The organism is Flavobacterium sp. (assembly GCF_034111225.1).
GTDB lineage: Bacteria > Bacteroidota > Bacteroidia > Flavobacteriales > Flavobacteriaceae > Flavobacterium.
In genome coordinates, this window is the sequence record NZ_JAWUXR010000011.1 from 202,441 (window position 1) to 221,653 (window position 19,213).

Consider the following 19,213-nt stretch of genomic DNA (forward strand, 5'->3'; position numbering starts at 1 on the left):
AACTATTTGTAAGAACAATTTATTTAATTGAGAAATTCTTAATATCTTCGGAGTGCAAAATATTTCACACTCCTAAATTAATAAACAAATAGCTCATAAATATGAAATTTTTATTCAAATTATCACTGATTCTATTGTCATTAAACATGTTTTCGCAAGAAGACATAAAGTCAAATTATGACAAAAAAGAAGTCTATATTCCTATGCGAGACGGCACAAAACTTTTTACTGCCATTTACACACCTAAAGATATTTCAAAGAAGAGAAAGTATCCTATGTTGATGCAAAGAACTTGTTATAGTATTGCTCCTTATGGAGAAGAAAAATTCAAGGAATCACTTGGTCCAAATTCTTTTTTAGAAAACGATAAATACATTTTCATTTATCAAGATGTACGCGGAAGATATATGAGTGAGGGTCTTTTCACTAATATGACTCCTCAAGTAGAACACAAAGCAAAAAAAAATATTGATGAAAGCACAGACACTTATGACACCGTTGATTGGTTAGTAAAAAACATCAAAAATAATAATGGAAAAATTGGGCAATATGGAACTTCTTATCCTGGGTTTTATACGGCAGCTGGAACAATTGCAAATCATCCTGCTTTGGTAGCATCTTCGCCACAGGCTCCTATTTCTGATTTCTTTTTTGATGATTTTCATCACAATGGTGCGTTTGTAATGGGTTATTTTAGAACTTTTCCAGTTTTTGGGGTCCAAAAAACGAAAGTAGAAAAAGACGGTTGGTATATGGGTCAATTCATAAGACCAACTTCTCAAGATGGTTCTATTTTTTATAATGAACTTGGAACGGTAAAAGAAGCAAGTGACAAATATTATAAAGACAATTTCTTTATGCAAGAAATCATCGAACATCCAAATTATGATAGTTTTTGGCAATCAAGAAATATATTACCTCATTTAAAAGGGATAAACCATGCTGTAATGACTGTTGGTGGTTGGTTTGACGCTGAAGATTTAGCCGGACCATTAAACATTTACAAAACTATTGAAAAGAATAATCCAAAAGCAAAAAACACTATTGTAATGGGCCCTTTTTCACATGGTGGATGGGGAAGAGAGTCAGGAAAACATTTCCATAATGACATTTATTTTGGAGATAGCATTGCTACTTTTTATCAAAAAAATATTGAATATAAGTTCTTTACACATTATTTAAAAGGTAATTCAAAAAATGCTGTTGCCTTGCCTGAAGCTTATATGTTTGACACTGGAAAAAAAGTATGGAATGAATTCGCCAATTGGCCTCCAAAAAACAGTACTAAATTAAATTTCTATTTAAGTTCGAATGGAAAATTAGAAAAAGAAAAATCGCAAAACGATTTGTTTTCTGAATATTATAGTGACCCAAATAATCCGGTTCCAAGTAGTATAAACCATAGTGATTTTAATGGGTTTACTCCAAGAAATTATATGAGTGAAGACCAACGTTTTGCTTTAAACAGACCTGATGTTGTAACATTCACCACTGAATATTTAACAGAAGACATAACTTTGGCAGGAGAAATCATGGCAAAATTAAAGATAGCTTCTTCTTCGTCTGATGCAGATTTCATTGTAAAATTAATTGATATTTACCCTGCTAATGAGCCTCAAAATGCTGATAAGCCAAATGTACTGTATGCAAATTATCATCAAATGGTTCGTAGTGAAGTTATGCCTGCACGTTTTAGAACTAGTTTTGAAAAACCAGAAGCTTTAACCCCAAATCAAGCTACCGAAGTAAATTTTAGATTACAAGATGTTTTACATACGTTCAAAAAAGGACACAAAATCCAAATTCAAATTCAAAGTACTTGGTACCCAATGATTGCTGTGAATCCACAAAAGTTTTTGGACAATCAATATTTAGCTAAAAAAGAAGATTATACTAAATCCTTCATCAAGATTTTCAACGAAAGTCATATTGAAGTAGAAGTATTAAAATAAGAAATGAAAGCTGTCTGAAAAGGCAGCTTTTTTTATTTGCAATCAAAACATTGTTTCATTATAGGCAATAAACTACTTTTGCATTTTAAAATCTTAATACCAAATTCACTGTGAATTACCTTTCTGTAGAAAATATATCAAAAGCTTATGGCGAACGTGTTTTGTTTGACAATGTTTCGTTTGGAATTAACAAAGACCAAAAAATAGCTTTTATTGCCAAAAATGGTTCTGGAAAAACAACTATCATGAACATGATTAATGGCTTAGACGAACCAGATACTGGCCAAGTGATACTTAGAAAAGGTATTAATATGGCTTTTTTATCACAAGACAATAATCTACAAGATGAATTGACTATTGAAGAAAGCATTTTTGCTTCTGATAACGAAATATTAAAAGTCATTGAACGTTACGAAAAAGCATTAGAAAATCCTGAAGATGAGGACGTTTATCAACGCGCTTTTGACGACATGGACCGCTTTAATGCTTGGGATTTTGAAACACAATACAAACAAATTCTTACCAAACTAAAGTTAGACGATTTAAAAGTAAAAGTAAAAGGACTTTCTGGAGGACAAAAAAAGCGTTTATCGTTAGCTATTATTTTAATTAACAGACCCGATTTGTTAATTTTAGATGAACCAACCAATCACCTTGACTTAGAAATGATTGAATGGTTAGAAGAATATTTTGCAAAAGAAAACATTACTTTATTTATGGTTACTCACGACCGTTTCTTCTTGGAGCGTGTTTGTAACGAGATTATAGAATTAGACAACAATAAACTATATCAATACAAAGGGAACTATTCTTACTATTTAGAAAAAAAAGAAGAACGAATTGCTTCAGAAAATTCTAGTATTGACAAAGCACAAAATCTATTCGTAAAAGAATTGGCTTGGATGCGAAGACAACCAAAAGCAAGAACTACAAAATCAAAATCGCGTCAAGATGATTTTTATGTAATTAAAGAAAAAGCTGAAAGTCGTAGAAAAGAGAATGTAGTTGAACTAGAAATCAACATGGAACGAATGGGAAGCAAAATTATTGAATTGGTTAAGCTGAACAAAAGTTTCAAAGACAGAGTCATTCTAGATGATTTTACCTATGCTTTTCAACGTGGAGAACGTATTGGGATCATTGGAAAAAACGGAACAGGTAAATCGACTTTCTTAAATATTATGACACAAACAATGCCGCCAGATTCTGGAAAGGTAATTGTAGGTGACACAATCAAAATTGGGTATTATACACAAAGTGGAATTAATCCAAAACCGGGGCAAAAAGTAATTGATATTATTAAAGAATACGGTGAATATATTCCACTTACAAAAGGAAAAATTATTTCGGCTTCTCAATTATTAGAACGCTTTTTGTTTGATGCTAAAAAGCAATACGATTTTGTAGACAAATTAAGTGGTGGGGAATTGAAACGTTTGTATTTATGTACGGTTTTAATTCAGAATCCTAATTTCTTAATTCTAGATGAGCCAACGAATGATTTAGATATTGTTACTTTAAATGTATTAGAAAGTTTCTTATTAGATTTCCCTGGAAATTTATTAGTAGTCTCTCACGACAGGTATTTCATGGATAAAATTGTGGATCACTTATTTGTTTTCCGTGGTGAAGGTGAAGTAGAAGATTTTCCTGGAAATTATTCAGACTTTAGAGCGTATGAAGATTCTGCAGACATTCAACAAAAAGAAGACAATAAAGCGGATAAAAAAGACTGGAAACAACAAAACAATACTTCTAGTTTAACATTCAATGAGCAAAAAGAATATCAAAAAATCGAAAGAGAAATCAAAGATTTAGAATTCGAAAAAGCTAAAATAGAACAATTATTTACTGATGGTAAAGTAACAGACGATGCTATTGAAAAAAAGGCAAACGAATTACAAAACATCATTAAAAAAATGGAAGCTAAAGAAGAACGTTGGTTTGAACTTTCGGCTAAAATTGAGTAGATTTAAGTTCTTAGTAAAGAGTAATTAGTAATTAGCTTTTCAAATTCAAAACTAATTACTAGTTACTTATCACTATTTACTAAAACAAGATGAAACATATAATTAAATCCTATCTGAAATTCCTTTTCAACTCCAAAAACGAACACGGAGTACATTCGCCATTTGTGTATGATTTGGCTACCAAATGTTTTCACGACAAAACCAATTATCCTGAATATTCAATTCTTAAAAACTATAGAAATTCGCTTTTAGTAAACAAAAACACTATTAATGTAACTGATTTTGGCGCAGGCTCTAGAGTTTTCAAATCGAATACGAGGGAAATCTCAAAAATTGCAAAAACAGCAGGAATTACTTCAAAAAACGCTGAACTTTTATTTAGGATTACACATTATTTTCAACCTGAAGATGTCCTTGAAATTGGAAGTTCATTAGGCTTAGCCACTTCTGCTCTATCACTTGGAAATCTAAAAGCTAAGATTACCACTTTAGAAGGTTGCCCTAGCACAATGAATCAAGCCCAAACGCAATTTCAAAAATTCAATTTCAAAAACATTGATTGTATCAATACCAAATTTTCAAGTTATTTAAAAAACTGTCAATTACCAACTGTCAACTATCAATTAATATACTTCGACGGTAATCATTCCAAAAAAGCGACTTTAAACTATTTTGACCTTTTATTACCAACAATTACGAACGACACTGTTTGGATTTTTGATGATATTCATTGGTCTGCTGATATGGATAAAGCTTGGGAAGTCATTAAAAATCATCCGCAAGTTACTGTTACAATCGATACTTTTCAATGGGGAATTGTTTTCTTTAGAAAAGAACAAAAAAAAGAACACTTCATCATCAACCCAAATAAAACTTTAAGTTCTTTTATTTTTGAAAAAATAAGAGTCTAATTGTAACAAAATCATCTCTTTTTCTACTTATGAATAGTTAAGAATTCAAATTTTCAGAATTCTAAATTCTAAATTCTAAATAGAAATGGCACAACCAATAATCGAAATTAAAAATATTACTAGAGATTTCCCTCTTGGAAATGAAATTGTTAATGTTTTAAAAGGAATAGATTTAACTATAGACAAAGGAGAATATGTAGCTTTAATGGGACCTTCAGGCTCAGGAAAATCTACACTTATGAATTTACTAGGTTGTTTAGATACGCCAACAGGAGGAACTTACGTTTTAAACGGAAAGCGTGTAAGTGAAATGGAAGATGAAGAATTAGCCGAAATTAGAAACAAAGAAATTGGATTCGTTTTCCAAACTTTTAATTTAATGCCTAGAACTACAGCTTTAGACAACGTAGCACTTCCTATGATTTATGCAGGTTTTTCTAAAAGCGATAGAAACGAAAGAGCAACTGAAGTACTTACTCAAGTTGGCCTTTCAGACAGAATGGATCATAAACCCAACCAACTTTCAGGTGGACAAAGACAAAGAGTTGCCGTTGCAAGGGCTTTGGTAAACAAACCATCTATTATTCTTGCCGATGAACCTACTGGAAACTTAGACAGTAAAACTTCTTTAGAAATCATGACTCTTTTTGATGATATTCATGCAAACGGTAATACAGTTATTTTAGTTACTCACGAAGAAGAGGTAGCGCAACATGCACATAGAATCATCAGACTAAGAGATGGTGTTGTTGAAAGTGATGTTAAAAAATAAATAATTAGTGATTAGTAAAATTCTATATTACTAACAAAACACAAAATATTATTATTTAAACATTGTCTTTTGAAATTGATGTTGATATTGCCCTTGTCAAAACTACTTTTTCTTATCTTTGATAAAATTTAATCTAAACATGTTTTACTTAGTTGGAATATTGCTTTTTCTCTATATAGCTTTAAGATTGGCTACAAAAAACCGAGCTAAAAACTTAAACCATAGAAAACCTTTCAATATTAAAAGAACTAAGAAAGACTAAACACCATTTACTCATAAAATGAAAGTATATACTAAAACAGGTGATAAAGGAACAACTGCTCTTTTTGGGGGTACACGTGTACCAAAACACCACATCCGCATTGAAAGTTATGGAACTGTAGACGAATTAAATTCTCACATTGGTTTAATTCGCGATCAAGACATAAACACTTTATATAAAAATGCTTTAATCGAAGTTCAAGATCGTCTTTTTACAATTGGTGCAATTTTAGCAACTCCACCAGAAAAAGAAACGTTGAAAAACGGACAGCCAAGATTACAAAACTTGGGAATTCAAGAAACAGATATTGAGTATTTAGAAAATGAAATTGACATTATGGAAGAAAGCCTTCCGCCAATGACACATTTTGTTTTACCTGGAGGCCACACAACAGTGTCATATTGTCATATTGCAAGATGCGTTTGTCGTAGAGCAGAGCGTTTAACAACCCATTTAAATGACATAGAACCTACAGATGAACAAGTAATGAAATACCTAAACCGACTTTCTGACTATCTTTTTGTGTTGGCACGAAAGTTGTCTTTAGATTTAAAGGCAGATGAGGTACAATGGATACCTCGAAAATAAGAGTCCTATTGCTACGTGAATATTCAAAAAGGAATGCAAATTCCTAAACACAAAAAGAAAACGTTCTTAAATTTAAAGAAAAACACTAAAAAAAATTGCTTTTTTAAGTATTAAAATTACTTTTGCAAAAACTAAAATCGATATAAGATGTATTGGACATTAGAATTAGCATCATATTTAAGTGATGCACCTTGGCCAGCTACCAAAGATGAACTTATCGACTACGCTATTAGAACTGGTGCACCTTTAGAGGTGGTAGAAAACTTACAGTCTATTGAAGACGAAGGTGAAATCTATGAGTCTATCGAAGAAATTTGGCCCGATTATCCAACTGACGAAGATTATCTTTGGAATGAGGATGAGTATTAAGAAATAAAGAATACAACATAAAAAAGTCTCCTATTGAGGCTTTTTTTTGGTTACATTTGTTCACCATTATAGAAAAAAATAAAAATGAGTTTACTAAATTCTGTATTAAAAATGTTTGTGGGCGACAAGTCCCAAAAAGATATAAAGGCTATTCAGCCGCTAGTTAATAAAGTTAAGACTTTTGAATCTAAACTTGCTGCTTTATCAAATGATGAATTAAGGGCAAAAACACAAGAGTTCAAAGCATTAATCAAAGAAGCTAGGCTAGAAAAAGACAACCAAATTGCTGCCTTAAAGGTCCAAGCCGACACTACACAAGACATAGATGCTCGTGAAGATATTTATGTAGAAATTGATGCTATTGAAAAAGAAGCTTATGAGCTTTCTGAAAAAGTATTAAACGACATTCTTCCAGAAGCTTTTGCTGTTTTAAAAGAAACGGCTCGTAGATTCAAAGACAACAATACTATTACAGTTACTGCAACTGCAAAAGACAGAGAACTATCTGCTATAAAACCATATATTACAATTGTTGGCGACCAAACTAATTGGGCTAACTCTTGGGATGCAGCTGGTAAGCCTATTACTTGGGACATGATTCATTATGATGTTCAATTAATTGGTGGTGTAGTTTTACATCAAGGTAAAATTGCTGAAATGCAAACGGGTGAAGGAAAAACGTTAGTTGCAACTTTACCAATGTATTTAAATGCATTAACTGGAAACGGAGTTCACTTAGTAACAGTGAATGATTACTTAGCACGTCGTGATAGTACTTGGAAAGCACCTTTATTTGAATTTCATGGTTTAACTGTAGATTGTATTGACAATCATAAACCAAATACTGAAGAAAGAAGAGCTGCTTATAATGCTGACATTACTTATGGAACAAATAACGAATTTGGTTTCGATTATTTAAGAGATAATATGTCGCATTCACCAGAAGATTTAGTACAACGTAAACATAATTTTGCAATTGTTGATGAGGTCGATTCTGTATTAATTGATGACGCTCGTACACCGTTGATTATTTCTGGACCAGTTCCTCAAGGTGATCGTCATGAATTCTTAGAATTAAAACCTAAAGTAGAAAACTTAGTTGGTTTACAACGTAAGTTAGCTAACGAGTGTTTAATTGAAGCAAAAAGATTAATTAAAGAAGGTAACACTAAAGACGGAGGTTTTTATTTATTTAGAACTTACAGAGCATTACCTAAAAACAAAGCATTAATTAAGTTTTTATCGGAAGAAGGAATTAAACAATTGCTTCAAAAAACAGAAAACCATTACATGCAAGACAATAACAGAGAAATGCCTAAAATTGATGAGGCTTTATACTTTGTTATTGAAGAAAAAAACAACCAAGTTGAATTAACCGATAACGGAGTTCAATTCTTATCACAAGATACAGAAGGAGATTTCTTCCTTTTACCAGATATTGGAACTGAAATTGCGAAAATTGAAAAATTAGGTCTTTCAACGGAAGATGAAGCAGAAAAAAGAGAAGAATTATACAAAGATTTCTCTATAAAATCTGAACGTATTCATACTTTAACACAGTTACTAAAAGCATATACAGTATTTGAAAAAGATACCGAATATGTAATTATGGATAATAAAGTAATGATTGTAGATGAGCAAACAGGTCGTATTATGGACGGTCGTCGTTACTCAGACGGATTACACCAGGCAATTGAAGCAAAAGAAAATGTGAAAATTGAAGCTGCAACGCAAACATTTGCAACTGTAACACTTCAAAATTACTTTAGAATGTACAACAAGCTTGCTGGTATGACAGGTACTGCCACTACAGAAGCAGGTGAGTTTTGGGAAATCTACAAATTAGATGTTGTAGAAATTCCAACAAACAGACCAATTGCAAGAAAAGATAAAGAAGATTTCATTTATAGATCGGTTCGTGAAAAATTCAATGCTGTTATTGAAGACGTAGTTGTATTATCACAATCAGGTCGTCCGGTATTAATTGGAACAACTTCAGTAGAAATTTCTGAATTATTGAGTAGAATGCTTAAAATGCGTGGTATTCATCACAATGTATTGAATGCAAAAATGCACAAAAGTGAAGCCGAAATTGTTGCAGAAGCTGGTAATCCAGGAGTAGTAACAATTGCAACAAACATGGCTGGTCGTGGAACGGATATTAAATTATCTGCCGAGGTAAAAGCTGCTGGTGGTTTAGCAATTGTAGGAACAGAACGACATGATTCTCGTCGTGTTGACCGTCAGTTAAGAGGTCGTGCAGGACGTCAAGGAGATGTGGGTAGTTCACAATTTTACGTTTCACTTGAAGATAACTTAATGCGTTTATTTGGTTCAGAACGTGTTGCTAAAGTTATGGACAGAATGGGACTTGAAGAAGGTGAAGTTATTCAACATTCTATGATGACTAAATCTATTGAAAGAGCTCAGAAAAAAGTAGAAGAAAATAACTTTGGTATTCGTAAACGTTTATTAGAATATGATGACGTAATGAATGCTCAAAGAGAAGTAGTTTACAAAAGAAGAAAACATGCATTGCACGGTGAACGTTTAAATGTTGACATTGCAAACATGATGTTTGACACAAGTGAAATCATTGTTCAAGATAATAAAGCTATAAATGACTTTAAAAATTATGAATTTGAATTAATTCGTAGTTTCTCAATCAGTGCTCCTATTTCACAAAGCGAATTTGCTAAACTTTCAGAAACTGAAATAACTGCAAGAACATATAAAGCTGTTTTAGCTCACTATACTGATAAAATTGCTCGTAATGCAATAGAAGCGTTTCCAGTTGTTAAAAACGTATACGAAAACAATAACGGTAAGTATGAACGTATTGTTGTTCCTTTTACAGACGGAATTAAATCGTTAAACATTGTTACCAATTTAGAAAAAGCATATCAAACAGAAGCAAAATCTTTAATTACTGATTTTGAGAAAAATGTTTCTCTTGCAATTATTGATGAAGCTTGGAAAAAGCATCTTCGTAAAATGGACGAATTGAAACAATCTGTTCAGTTAGCCGTTCACGAGCAAAAAGATCCTTTATTAATTTATAAATTTGAAGCATTCAACTTATTCAAAAAAATGATGAATAATGTGAATAGAGAAGTGATTTCGTTCTTATTCAAAGCTGATTTACCTTCTCAAAATCCTAATGAAATTAGTGAAGCAAAGCAAGTAACTCAAAAAGGCAACTATACTGAATCTAAAGAAGAAGTATTAAATAGTGATGAATTGGCTTCTCGTAATAGAGATGCTGGTCAACAAGCCCAAAACAGACCTCAAGTAACGGAAACGATTACAAGAGAAATGCCTAAAATTAACCGTAACGATACGGTTACAATTAAGCATGTTATGAGTGGAAAAAGCGAAAGTATGAAATTCAAAAAAGCTGAATCAATGTTAGCTTCTGGAGAATGGGTTTTAGTAAACGAATAAATTAACACATATAATATTCAATAAATCATCCTCAACATCATAAAAAGAGTTGAGGATTTTTTATATTTGAAAAAACATAACTAAATGAAAAAATTAATATTATTATTACTTACCCTTTTTGGACTTACCTCATTTGCACCATTAGAAACTAAAAATGACTTAATAGGGGAATGGATAGGAAATGATAAAGGAGAGATTGGAAAATTAGTTTTTCAAAAAAATGGTTACGCCTATTTTGTTATGGGCAATCAAAAATTTGGAGGAGAAAGTTTTGTAATGGAAGGAAAAAAAGGATCGATGAAATATACAGTTGATGATAAAACAAATCCGTTTAAAATAGACCTGATCATTTCTATAGAAGGAACTAAAATTGTAAAAAAACAAAAATGTATTGCAAAATTTATATCTAAAAATAAATTAAACTTTGCCATAGGTTTTGAAGATGAACGTCCTACAAATTTTGACGGAGAAAATTCATTAATTTTTAATAAACATAACTAAATGAAAAAATCAATCATACTTATTGCTTTTATAGTAAGCACAACCTTTTCAGCAATTGCACAAGACATGGCTGCTTTACAAGTAGATGCTAAAAAAGCATACGAATCATCTGCAAACATGAATTACGATGCAATTTTTGAAACAACATATCCAAAAGTATTTGATATCATTCCAAAAGAACAAATGAAAAAAATGTTCGAACAAATGATGTCTAATGAACAATTTACTATCAAACTAGTACAAGTAGAACCTAATTTTAAATTTGGTACTATTAAAAAAATTGGAAAACAAACTTTTTGTTTAGTTGACCATGATAATGTAATGGAAATGACTTTCAATGAGCCAATGGAAGATGCAGAAATGATGACTGATATTTTCAAAACATCAATGAAAGCTGAAGAAGTTACTTACAACAAAGAAAAAAATGCGTTTAGAATAAAAATGCGTTCAACTCTTATTGCTGTGGCAGATGAGTTAACAAATAATAAATGGAAATTTTTAAACAAAGACAAAGAAAACAAATTGTTTTCAATGCTTTTCGATGAAAAGGTAAAAGCTGAATTAGGTTTATAATGGAAAACAACATCACATACACTGCGTTTTTCAAAGCAGTTTACGAAAGTATTTCTAAAGGTACTTTTGCTAAATTGACTTTAGCAAAAACGATTGGAAAACCTGAACTACAAAATATTTACATAAAACTAATAGTAGAAGAAAATACTTTAAAATGCACTCATACTAAAAAAATATATGATGGTGAAAAACATGAGATAACATCTATTCATGAAATTGAAAATTTAGAATCTGAATTAACACCTTATTTCACAGCTCCATTTTTCACAGGTTTATTGTTTACAACTGAAGCTGATATTACGCTGAAAATTAATAAGAAGAAAGCAGTCAGTATAATTGAACAAGCCCCAACATTTAAAAATGCAGACGCTGTATTGTTAGAGTACTTAGGAAAATAATAAAAGACCTCAAATTGAGGTCTTTTTTATTATAAATTGTCTGGAAATATTTTTCCTGGATTTAGAATATTGTTTGGATCAAATACCTTTTTAATTCCTTTCATTAATTGCAACTCCATAGTACTAAAAGCAATTGGCATATATTCTTTTTGCACATAACCTATTCCATGTTCACCAGAAAGTGTACCTTTTAACGCAACCGTTAATTCGAAAATTTCAGTAATTCCTTTTGGCACTTCTGTTTTCCAATTTTCGTCTGTCATGTTTCCTTTTACAATATTAATATGCAAATTTCCATCACCAGCGTGACCATAACAAACCGACTGAAATCCGTATTTATTTCCAATTTCTTTCACGCCTTTTAATAAAGTAGGCAATTCATATCTTGGTACAACCGTATCTTCTTCTTTATAAACAGAATTGGATTTCACCGCTTCTCCTACTGCCCTACGCATTTTCCATAGTGCATTTTTTTGATCTTCTGTATCGGCAAATAAAACCTCATCAATATTAAAGGCTTCCACTACATTCATTATTTTTTCGGCTTCTTGAAATAAAATATCGGGATAATTTCCGTCTACTTCGATCAATAAGTGTGCTTGTATATTTTCTTTAATTGGAACGCTAACGCCGTCTATAAATTTCATTGTCCAATCTAAAGCATCACGTTCCATAAATTCTAAAGCACTTGGTACAATTCCTGCTCTAAAAATAGCAGAAACAGCTTCGCACGCTTGTTCCGATTTGTAAAAAGGAACCAACATTAATACATTATGATTATTTTTTGGCCAAAGCTTTAAAACAATTTTAGTTACAATTCCTAGCGTTCCTTCGCTACCCACCATTAATTGCGTTAAATTATAACCTGTAGAATTTTTAAGCGTATTGGCACCTGTCCAAATAATTTCTCCGTTTGGCAAAACCACTTCTAAATTCAATACATAATCTTTGGTAACTCCATATTTTACAGCTCTTGCTCCACCAGAATTTTCAGCAATATTTCCACCAATAAAACAACTTCCCATACTACTTGGATCAACAGGATAAAACAAACCTTTTTCTAAAACAGCTTCTTTTAAAACTTGTGTAATTACAGCAGGTTCGGTAATAACTTGCAGATTCTGCTCATCTATAGCTAAAATTTTATTCAACCGCTCCATAGAAAGACCAATTCCTCCATGAATAGATAATGCGCCACCACTTAAACCTGTTCTTCCACCAATTGGAACGACCGGAATGGCATTGGCATTAGCCAATTTCATTATTTCAGAAATTTCTAAAGTATTTGCCGGTTTTACTACAACATGTGGCGGAAAATTATAATCTTCCGTTTCATCGTGTCCGTAGTCTTTACGAGTTGCTTCGTCTGTAAAAACAAATGAAGAACCTACAATATTCTGTAAAGAAGAAATTATATTTTGATCTAAATTCACCATAATTTAAAAAGTAATTAATACCCAATACCAAAAAGCTAAAGTTACAAAAGATAACGGAATTCCCACACCAACCATCATGCTACTTAACTTTGGTTTCAATCCGTAATTTGATGCTAAAATTGTACCCGTAATCATAGGCGCCATTCCTGCTTCTAAAATAGAAACATCTATCATTAAACCTGTTCCTCCTAAAACTTTTTTATAGAAAATATAAAAGAAAGCAGGTGTAATAATCAATTTGAAAAACAAACCCAATCCTAAAAAGCCAAAATGTTTGCTCTTTCGTTCAATTTTAAGTTGTAAGCCAACGGCAATTAAAGCAATTGGCGTAACGGTATCGCCTATTCTATGAAAAACGGTTTGTAATTGTTCTGGAAAGTCAACTTTCAAAATATTGATGATAATGGCAATTCCAAAAGCAATAAAAGGTGGAAAAAGTAAGATCTTGGTTAAAATCGATTGCGGATTCAATGCATCTCTTGAGAACATTGTTGCTACTAAAATCCCTAAAGTCGCCATTACTACAAACGAACCAGGCTGATCTATAATAATTGCCGTTTCAAGACCTTTAGAGCCGTATAAAGCCTCTACAACAGGAAACCCAACAAAAGATGTGTTTCCTAATCCCGCAGTTAATACAAGGCAGCCAATTAGCTTTTTAGACCAACCGTAATATTTACCAATACTGTAAAAGAAAAGAAATGATAATCCAAAGCCCAACCAAGCAATTCCTAACGGATACAAAAGCGCTGTAGAAATTTCAATTTTGGGAATATAATACAAAGCCAAAGCGGGCAAAGAAACGTAAATTACAAATTGATTTAACGAAACATGCATGTTGCCAGGAAATGCTTTTATGTACTGAAAAGCAACTCCCGTAAACAAACAAAGAAAAATTAATATAATATTATCCATACTTTTTACTGAAAGGCAAAGTTAAAAGCATTATTCGATTATTGATATGAAAGTGTAATTTTTTCAAAAATTTCGTACTTTTACACAAAGACTTAAAGACTTTGGAAGAACCAAAAAACAAATCGGCTTTATCAGAAGTAAATGGTATTAACCAACCCGAAGCGGTGAGTAATGTTGTTGCGAAACAAATTCAGCAATTTAGAAGAAAACAACCGTCTGCAACTGAATTAATTGAAGCTATTTTAAAAGGCGACAAAACCGCTTTAAGTCGTGCTATAACTTTAGTAGAAAGCACTAATATTTCCCATTTAGAAAAAGCCACGGAAGTTATACAAGGTTGTTTACCGCATGCAAACAAATCGGTTAGAATTGGAATTACAGGTGTTCCTGGTGTGGGAAAAAGTACGTTTATTGAAGCTTTTGGAAAACACTTAACTTCTTTAGGCAAAAAAGTAGCTGTTTTAGCGGTTGACCCAAGTTCGTCTATTAGTCATGGAAGTATTTTGGGAGACAAAACCCGAATGGAAGAATTAGTAAAAGATGCAAATGCTTTTATTCGACCAAGTGCTTCTGGAGACAGTTTAGGCGGTGTTGCTCGTAAAACACGTGAAGCTATTATTTTATGTGAAGCTTGTGGTTTTGATACGATTGTTATTGAAACGGTTGGTGTTGGCCAAAGTGAAACTGCTGTACACAGTATGGTTGATTTCTTTTTATTGTTGAAAATTGCTGGTGCTGGCGATGAATTACAAGGTATTAAACGCGGAATCATGGAAATGGCAGATACTATTGTAATTAATAAAGCCGATGGCGATAATATTGCAAAAGCAAAATTAGCAAAAGCCGAATTTAATAGAGCTTTACACATGTTTCCTGCTAAAAAAAGTGGTTGGATGCCTAAAGTAACAACTTGTAGTTCTATTGAAAAAGACGGAATTGATAACGTTTGGCAATTAATTACCGAATATTTTGAATTGGCAAAAGGAAATAACCACTTTCAAAATAAACGCCAAGAACAAAACCAATTTTGGATGATGGAAACCATTAACGAACAGTTAAAAAATAGTTTCTACAACCATGCTGAAATTATAACGTTGCTGGAAGAAAATAAAAAAGCGGTGCAAAATAATGAAGTTTCACCTTTTGCTGCCGCTCAAATTTTATTAGAAAAGTATTTTGGGAAGTGATTAGTTTTCTGGATTTGTAAAAAAATTCAAAAGTTCTACCCTAACTTTTTTACCAGATTCGACTAATTCAATCCAATTTATATCTTTTAATATTAATTCATGATTATAACAATCATCATTTGGAGGATTATAGCTTTTCAATTTAAAGTGCCAATTTTTTAATATTTCAAATTCTTCAGTTGACACCCAATTACTTTTTAAAACATCTAAATAATCATCATCAAGACATAAGTCATCAAAATAACAACTTGTAAATTCAATAAAAGACCAATGAGGATTTTCATTCTCTTTCATTAACCAAGATTTCTTTTGTAAATCTATCGATGTTAACTCATTGATTGAGACAAGCCATCTTTCCCTCCAAATTTCTTTTTCACTCATTAATAAAAATTCTGAAATTTAATATTAAGTTAAGCTTTCTCGTAACGTTCCATTTCTCTATCGTAGAATTCGCCTGCAATAGTAATTAAATGTTCCATTTCTGATTCTAATTCCGATTCGTTTTCTTCTTCTAAATCTTCCATAAACTCTACATCATCATCTTTTAAATTAATAATGAAACGAGGATACTCTAAATGAATTACAAAAATATCTTCTGGGTAATCTGTGTTATCTCCTATTACAAATTTTGGAAAGTCCATATTTTAAATTTTATTGTTTATGTTTTTATTTGATTATTTGTCTGAAATAATAAACGGTGTATTTTTACCGCCCATTATAATTACTTTAGAATTTTGTGATTTTGCCAATTCTAATTGCGCTTGTATTGATTCGTATTGTAATTGCTTATCTGTTAAACCAGATGAAATAATACGCTGATAATCGGCAATACCTTGTGCTTCTACTCTTTTTCTTTCGGCTTCTTGTTTTTCTTTTTGCAATACAAAAGTCATTTTTTGCGCTTCTTGCTCAGCATTAATTTTAGATTCGATTGTAGTTTTTACCGAATTTGGTAAATTAATATTTCTAATTAATAATTGCTCTAAAATTAAACCTCTACTCTTAAAATCTTTTTCAATAGAAGTGTAAATTCTGGTTTGAAACTCTTCTCTTTTTGAAGAATATAATGCTACTGCATCATAAAAAACTGCGTTGTCTCGTATTCTTGTTCTTGTAACCGGGCGTACAATTTTATCAGAATAATTTACTCCTAATTTTTTATAAATAATTGGAGCATCTGTTGGTAAAACTCTATATAAAACCGTTAAATCAATTACTACTTCTAAACCATCGGCAGATAAAACTCTAATTGCATCATCGCCAGTTTTTGCACCTTCTTCATTTAAGGCAGACATCGTATAATTTTGTGTTTGAATATCAAATGAAGTAACATCCATTAATGGATTTACAATATGTAAACCACTTTCTAAAATGGTAGGTTGTACTTCTCCAAATAAAGATTTAACACCAACATTCCCTGCAGATACTTGTACAAATAAAGAAGATATTACGCCAAGTAAGACAATAAGTATTCCTATGTATTTTAACGGATTTACTAATTTGAAAAAACTAGGGTTTCCTGCTTTAAGAATAAAACTGAAAACAATTAAAATAAAACCTAATATTGAAGTTAAAATCATAAAGCTATTTTTTATTAGTAATAATTAATTTTTTAGTAAGGTAATTAAATCGAATGAATAATAAAATAGCAGCAGTAGTTAATCCTGCTAAAAGCCCAATCCAAATTCCGGATGCTCCAAATGAGGTATAAAGCCCTAAATAAATAGAAATTGGAAAACCAATTACCCAGTAAGAAATAAAAGTCATGTACATAGGAATTTTTACGTCTTGTAATCCACGTAAAGCTCCAAGAGCAACCACTTGTAAACTATCGGAAATTTGAAAAACTGCTGCAACTAATAATAGTTCGGCAGCTATAGTAACTACTTCTGTATTTTCAACTAAAGTAGATACATCATTCATATCGACAAATAATTTTGGTAATTGCACATGAAACAGCATAAATACTAATGCAAAACCAACCGCCATTATAGCTCCAAGTAAAAATATAGAAACTGCAACTAAACGTAATTTACTATAATCTTCTAATCCTTTTTGGTTGGCTACTCTAATCATTGCTGCAACGCTTAATCCCATTGCAAACATAAAGGTAAACGATGCCAAACTCAACGCAACTTGGTTGGCAGCCTGACTTGTTGTTCCTAATCGTCCCGAAAGCCAAATTGCTCCTGTAAACAGCGCCACTTCAAAAAACATTTGCATTGCTGATGGAGTTCCTAACTTTATGATTTGAATATTGACTGATTTCTTAATTTCTTTTAGACTGAATCCTTTAAAGTAGGGATGAAAACGTTCTCTTAAATTCATCATGTAATGCATATAGGCTAACATTACAAATCGAGAAACAATTGTCCCGATAGCTGCACCTACGATTCCTAATTCTGGAAAGAACCAAATTCCGTAAATCAATAAGTAATTTAGCACTACGTTTACAATATTTGCAATTATAGTTGCCCACATTGATAGTTTCGTTTCGCTCATTCCATCGGCAAATTGCTTATACGCTTGAAACATGATTAATGGAATCAACGAAAAAGCTACGATATCTAAGTAGGGTTTTGCCAATTCTACAACATTCTCAGGTTGTCCCATGAATGATATAATTGGCTTAGAAAAAAAGATAATAGTAAATAAAGCTACTCCAAGAATAGTACATAAATACAATCCGTGATGAAAAGTACTTCTTGCTCCATCAACATCTTTTTTTCCATCAGCTTCAGCAACAAGGGGTGTAATAGCTGTAGAAAATCCGATTCCTAGTGACATTGCAATGAATACAAAACTATTTCCGAGAGAAACTGCTGCTAATTCTGTTGGTCCAAGTTTACCAACCATTATATTATCTACAATTCCTACAACCGTATGACCTAACATTCCTAAAATAATAGGATAGGCCAATCTTAAATTATATGAAAACTCTTTTGTGTAAGTAGATAAAGTCATTTTTTTTGCAATTAGCCTGCAAAGGTACTATTTTTTTGAGGCAAAATGTTTCAGGGAATGAGTAAAAATTTGTTAAAACTGCTCTCATAATTCTATTTTTCACTTGCCAATTTATCGTGATACATTTTAATGTTATCTTTTACCTCATCCTCTAATTCCGGATAATGAAATTCGTATTTTTCTAGTTCTTCTAAAATAGATTTCGCAACTAAGTAACGAGCAGTTTCCTTATTATCGGCAGGAATAACTAACCAAGGTGCGTATGGTTTTGAAGTTTTATTAATAGCTTCTTCATAACATTTTTGATAGTCGTCCCAAAGCAGTCTTTCTTTTAAATCGTCTGGAGAAAATTTCCAATTGTGTTTTTCTTTTTCTAATCTTCTTAATAAACGTTGGCGTTGTTCTTCTTTACTTAGATGCAAAAAGAATTTTAATAGGATAACTCCATTCGACGTAACATGCTTTTCAAATGCATTGATGCTTTCTAATCTATTTTTCCAAAATTCAGGAGTAATATCCTCCACTTTTTCAATCCCTGGAATATTTTCGTTTATAATATATTCTGGATGAACTCTTGTAATCAAAACATTTTCATAATGTGTTCTATTAAAAACCGAAAACTTACCTTTTTCTGGCAAAGCCAAATAATGACGCCATAAAAAATCGTGTTCTAATTCATTAGTATTTGGCGTTTTAAAACTATGTACCACTACTCCACGCGCATTAAATTCTTTAAAAACTTCTCTTATTAAGCTATCTTTTCCAGCAGTATCCATTCCTTGCAAACAAATAAGTACACCTTGTTTATTATGCGCATACATTTTATCCTGAAGTTTGCTTAACTTCTCTCTAATTTTTTGCAATTGTTTTTCTTTCTTCTTTTCAGAAGTAGCAACATCAATATATGTTGGTAAATCTTTCAGTTTTATTGGACTGGAAACTTTTAACGAATTAAGAGATATGTTTTTCAT

General features: G+C 31.7%; 18 protein-coding genes. 11 read left to right on the forward strand and 7 right to left on the reverse strand.

The features are described 5' to 3' along the window. Positions 1-101: 101 nt before the first annotated feature. The 10 genes from UXY25_RS06205 (at position 102) to UXY25_RS06250 (ending at position 11,740) form a co-directional block, all read left to right on the forward strand. Entirely contained in the window at positions 102-1,952 is a 1,851-nt protein-coding gene (locus UXY25_RS06205) for a CocE/NonD family hydrolase (protein ID WP_320815141.1), read from the forward strand. A 110-nt stretch (positions 1,953-2,062) separates the two neighbouring features. Continuing rightward, entirely contained in the window at positions 2,063-3,922 is a 1,860-nt protein-coding gene (locus tag UXY25_RS06210) for an ABC-F family ATP-binding cassette domain-containing protein (RefSeq protein WP_320815142.1), read from the forward strand. An 89-nt stretch (positions 3,923-4,011) separates the two neighbouring features. Further along, positions 4,012-4,833 carry a class I SAM-dependent methyltransferase gene (locus UXY25_RS06215; RefSeq protein WP_320815143.1) on the forward strand — a complete coding sequence of 274 codons (822 nt, stop codon included), beginning with the start codon at positions 4,012-4,014 and terminating at the stop codon, positions 4,831-4,833. A gap of 85 nt (positions 4,834-4,918) precedes the next feature. Then, the gene (locus tag UXY25_RS06220) at positions 4,919-5,605 is read left to right on the forward strand and encodes an ABC transporter ATP-binding protein (RefSeq protein WP_320815144.1); all 687 of its coding nucleotides are present in this window, start codon (positions 4,919-4,921) and stop codon (positions 5,603-5,605) included. Positions 5,606-5,885: 280 nt separating this feature from the next. After that, entirely contained in the window at positions 5,886-6,455 is a 570-nt protein-coding gene (locus tag UXY25_RS06225; RefSeq protein WP_320815145.1) for a cob(I)yrinic acid a,c-diamide adenosyltransferase, read from the forward strand. Between the two features lie 147 nt (positions 6,456-6,602). Further along, a complete protein-coding gene (locus UXY25_RS06230) occupies positions 6,603-6,824 on the forward strand; it encodes a DUF2795 domain-containing protein (RefSeq protein ID WP_264558128.1) in 222 nt (73 codons plus the stop codon). Between the two features lie 84 nt (positions 6,825-6,908). Next, entirely contained in the window at positions 6,909-10,268 is a 3,360-nt protein-coding gene (gene secA / locus UXY25_RS06235; RefSeq protein ID WP_320815146.1) for a preprotein translocase subunit SecA, read from the forward strand. Between the two features lie 84 nt (positions 10,269-10,352). Beyond that, entirely contained in the window at positions 10,353-10,769 is a 417-nt protein-coding gene (locus tag UXY25_RS06240; RefSeq protein ID WP_320815147.1) for a hypothetical protein, read from the forward strand. Then, on the forward strand, positions 10,770-11,342 hold the full coding sequence (locus UXY25_RS06245; RefSeq protein ID WP_320815148.1) for a hypothetical protein: 573 nt from the start codon (positions 10,770-10,772) through the stop codon (positions 11,340-11,342). Then, on the forward strand, positions 11,342-11,740 hold the full coding sequence (locus UXY25_RS06250; protein ID WP_320815149.1) for a hypothetical protein: 399 nt from the start codon (positions 11,342-11,344) through the stop codon (positions 11,738-11,740). Before UXY25_RS06245 ends, UXY25_RS06250 begins: the two co-directional genes overlap by 1 nt. 29 nt (positions 11,741-11,769) lie before the next feature. On the opposite strand, the gene UXY25_RS06255 is transcribed toward UXY25_RS06250, so the two are convergent. Beyond that, the gene (locus tag UXY25_RS06255) at positions 11,770-13,176 is read right to left on the reverse strand and encodes an FAD-binding oxidoreductase (RefSeq protein WP_320815150.1); all 1,407 of its coding nucleotides are present in this window, start codon (positions 13,174-13,176) and stop codon (positions 11,770-11,772) included. A 3-nt stretch (positions 13,177-13,179) separates the two neighbouring features. After that, the gene (locus tag UXY25_RS06260) at positions 13,180-14,091 is read right to left on the reverse strand and encodes an AEC family transporter (RefSeq protein WP_320815151.1); all 912 of its coding nucleotides are present in this window, start codon (positions 14,089-14,091) and stop codon (positions 13,180-13,182) included. Positions 14,092-14,192: 101 nt separating this feature from the next. On the opposite strand from UXY25_RS06260, the gene meaB reads away from it, so the two are divergent. After that, positions 14,193-15,278, forward strand: a complete 1,086-nt coding sequence (gene meaB, locus UXY25_RS06265) for a methylmalonyl Co-A mutase-associated GTPase MeaB (protein WP_320815152.1) — start codon at positions 14,193-14,195, stop codon at positions 15,276-15,278. Here meaB and UXY25_RS06270 read toward each other — a convergent pair whose 3' ends face one another. The 5 genes from UXY25_RS06270 to UXY25_RS06290 form a co-directional block, all read right to left on the reverse strand. Continuing rightward, positions 15,279-15,659 carry a hypothetical protein gene (locus UXY25_RS06270; RefSeq protein ID WP_320815153.1) on the reverse strand — a complete coding sequence of 127 codons (381 nt, stop codon included), beginning with the start codon at positions 15,657-15,659 and terminating at the stop codon, positions 15,279-15,281. Between the two features lie 29 nt (positions 15,660-15,688). Next, a complete protein-coding gene (locus UXY25_RS06275; protein ID WP_320815154.1) occupies positions 15,689-15,919 on the reverse strand; it encodes a hypothetical protein in 231 nt (76 codons plus the stop codon). Between the two features lie 33 nt (positions 15,920-15,952). Beyond that, the gene (locus UXY25_RS06280) at positions 15,953-16,858 is read right to left on the reverse strand and encodes a prohibitin family protein (RefSeq protein ID WP_320815155.1); all 906 of its coding nucleotides are present in this window, start codon (positions 16,856-16,858) and stop codon (positions 15,953-15,955) included. 4 nt (positions 16,859-16,862) lie between these two features. Continuing rightward, positions 16,863-18,242, reverse strand: a complete 1,380-nt coding sequence (locus UXY25_RS06285; RefSeq protein WP_320815156.1) for an MATE family efflux transporter — start codon at positions 18,240-18,242, stop codon at positions 16,863-16,865. Positions 18,243-18,334: 92 nt separating this feature from the next. Continuing rightward, positions 18,335-19,213: a PPK2 family polyphosphate kinase gene (locus UXY25_RS06290; RefSeq protein ID WP_320815157.1), complete on the reverse strand. Its 879-nt coding sequence runs from the start codon at positions 19,211-19,213 to the stop codon at positions 18,335-18,337.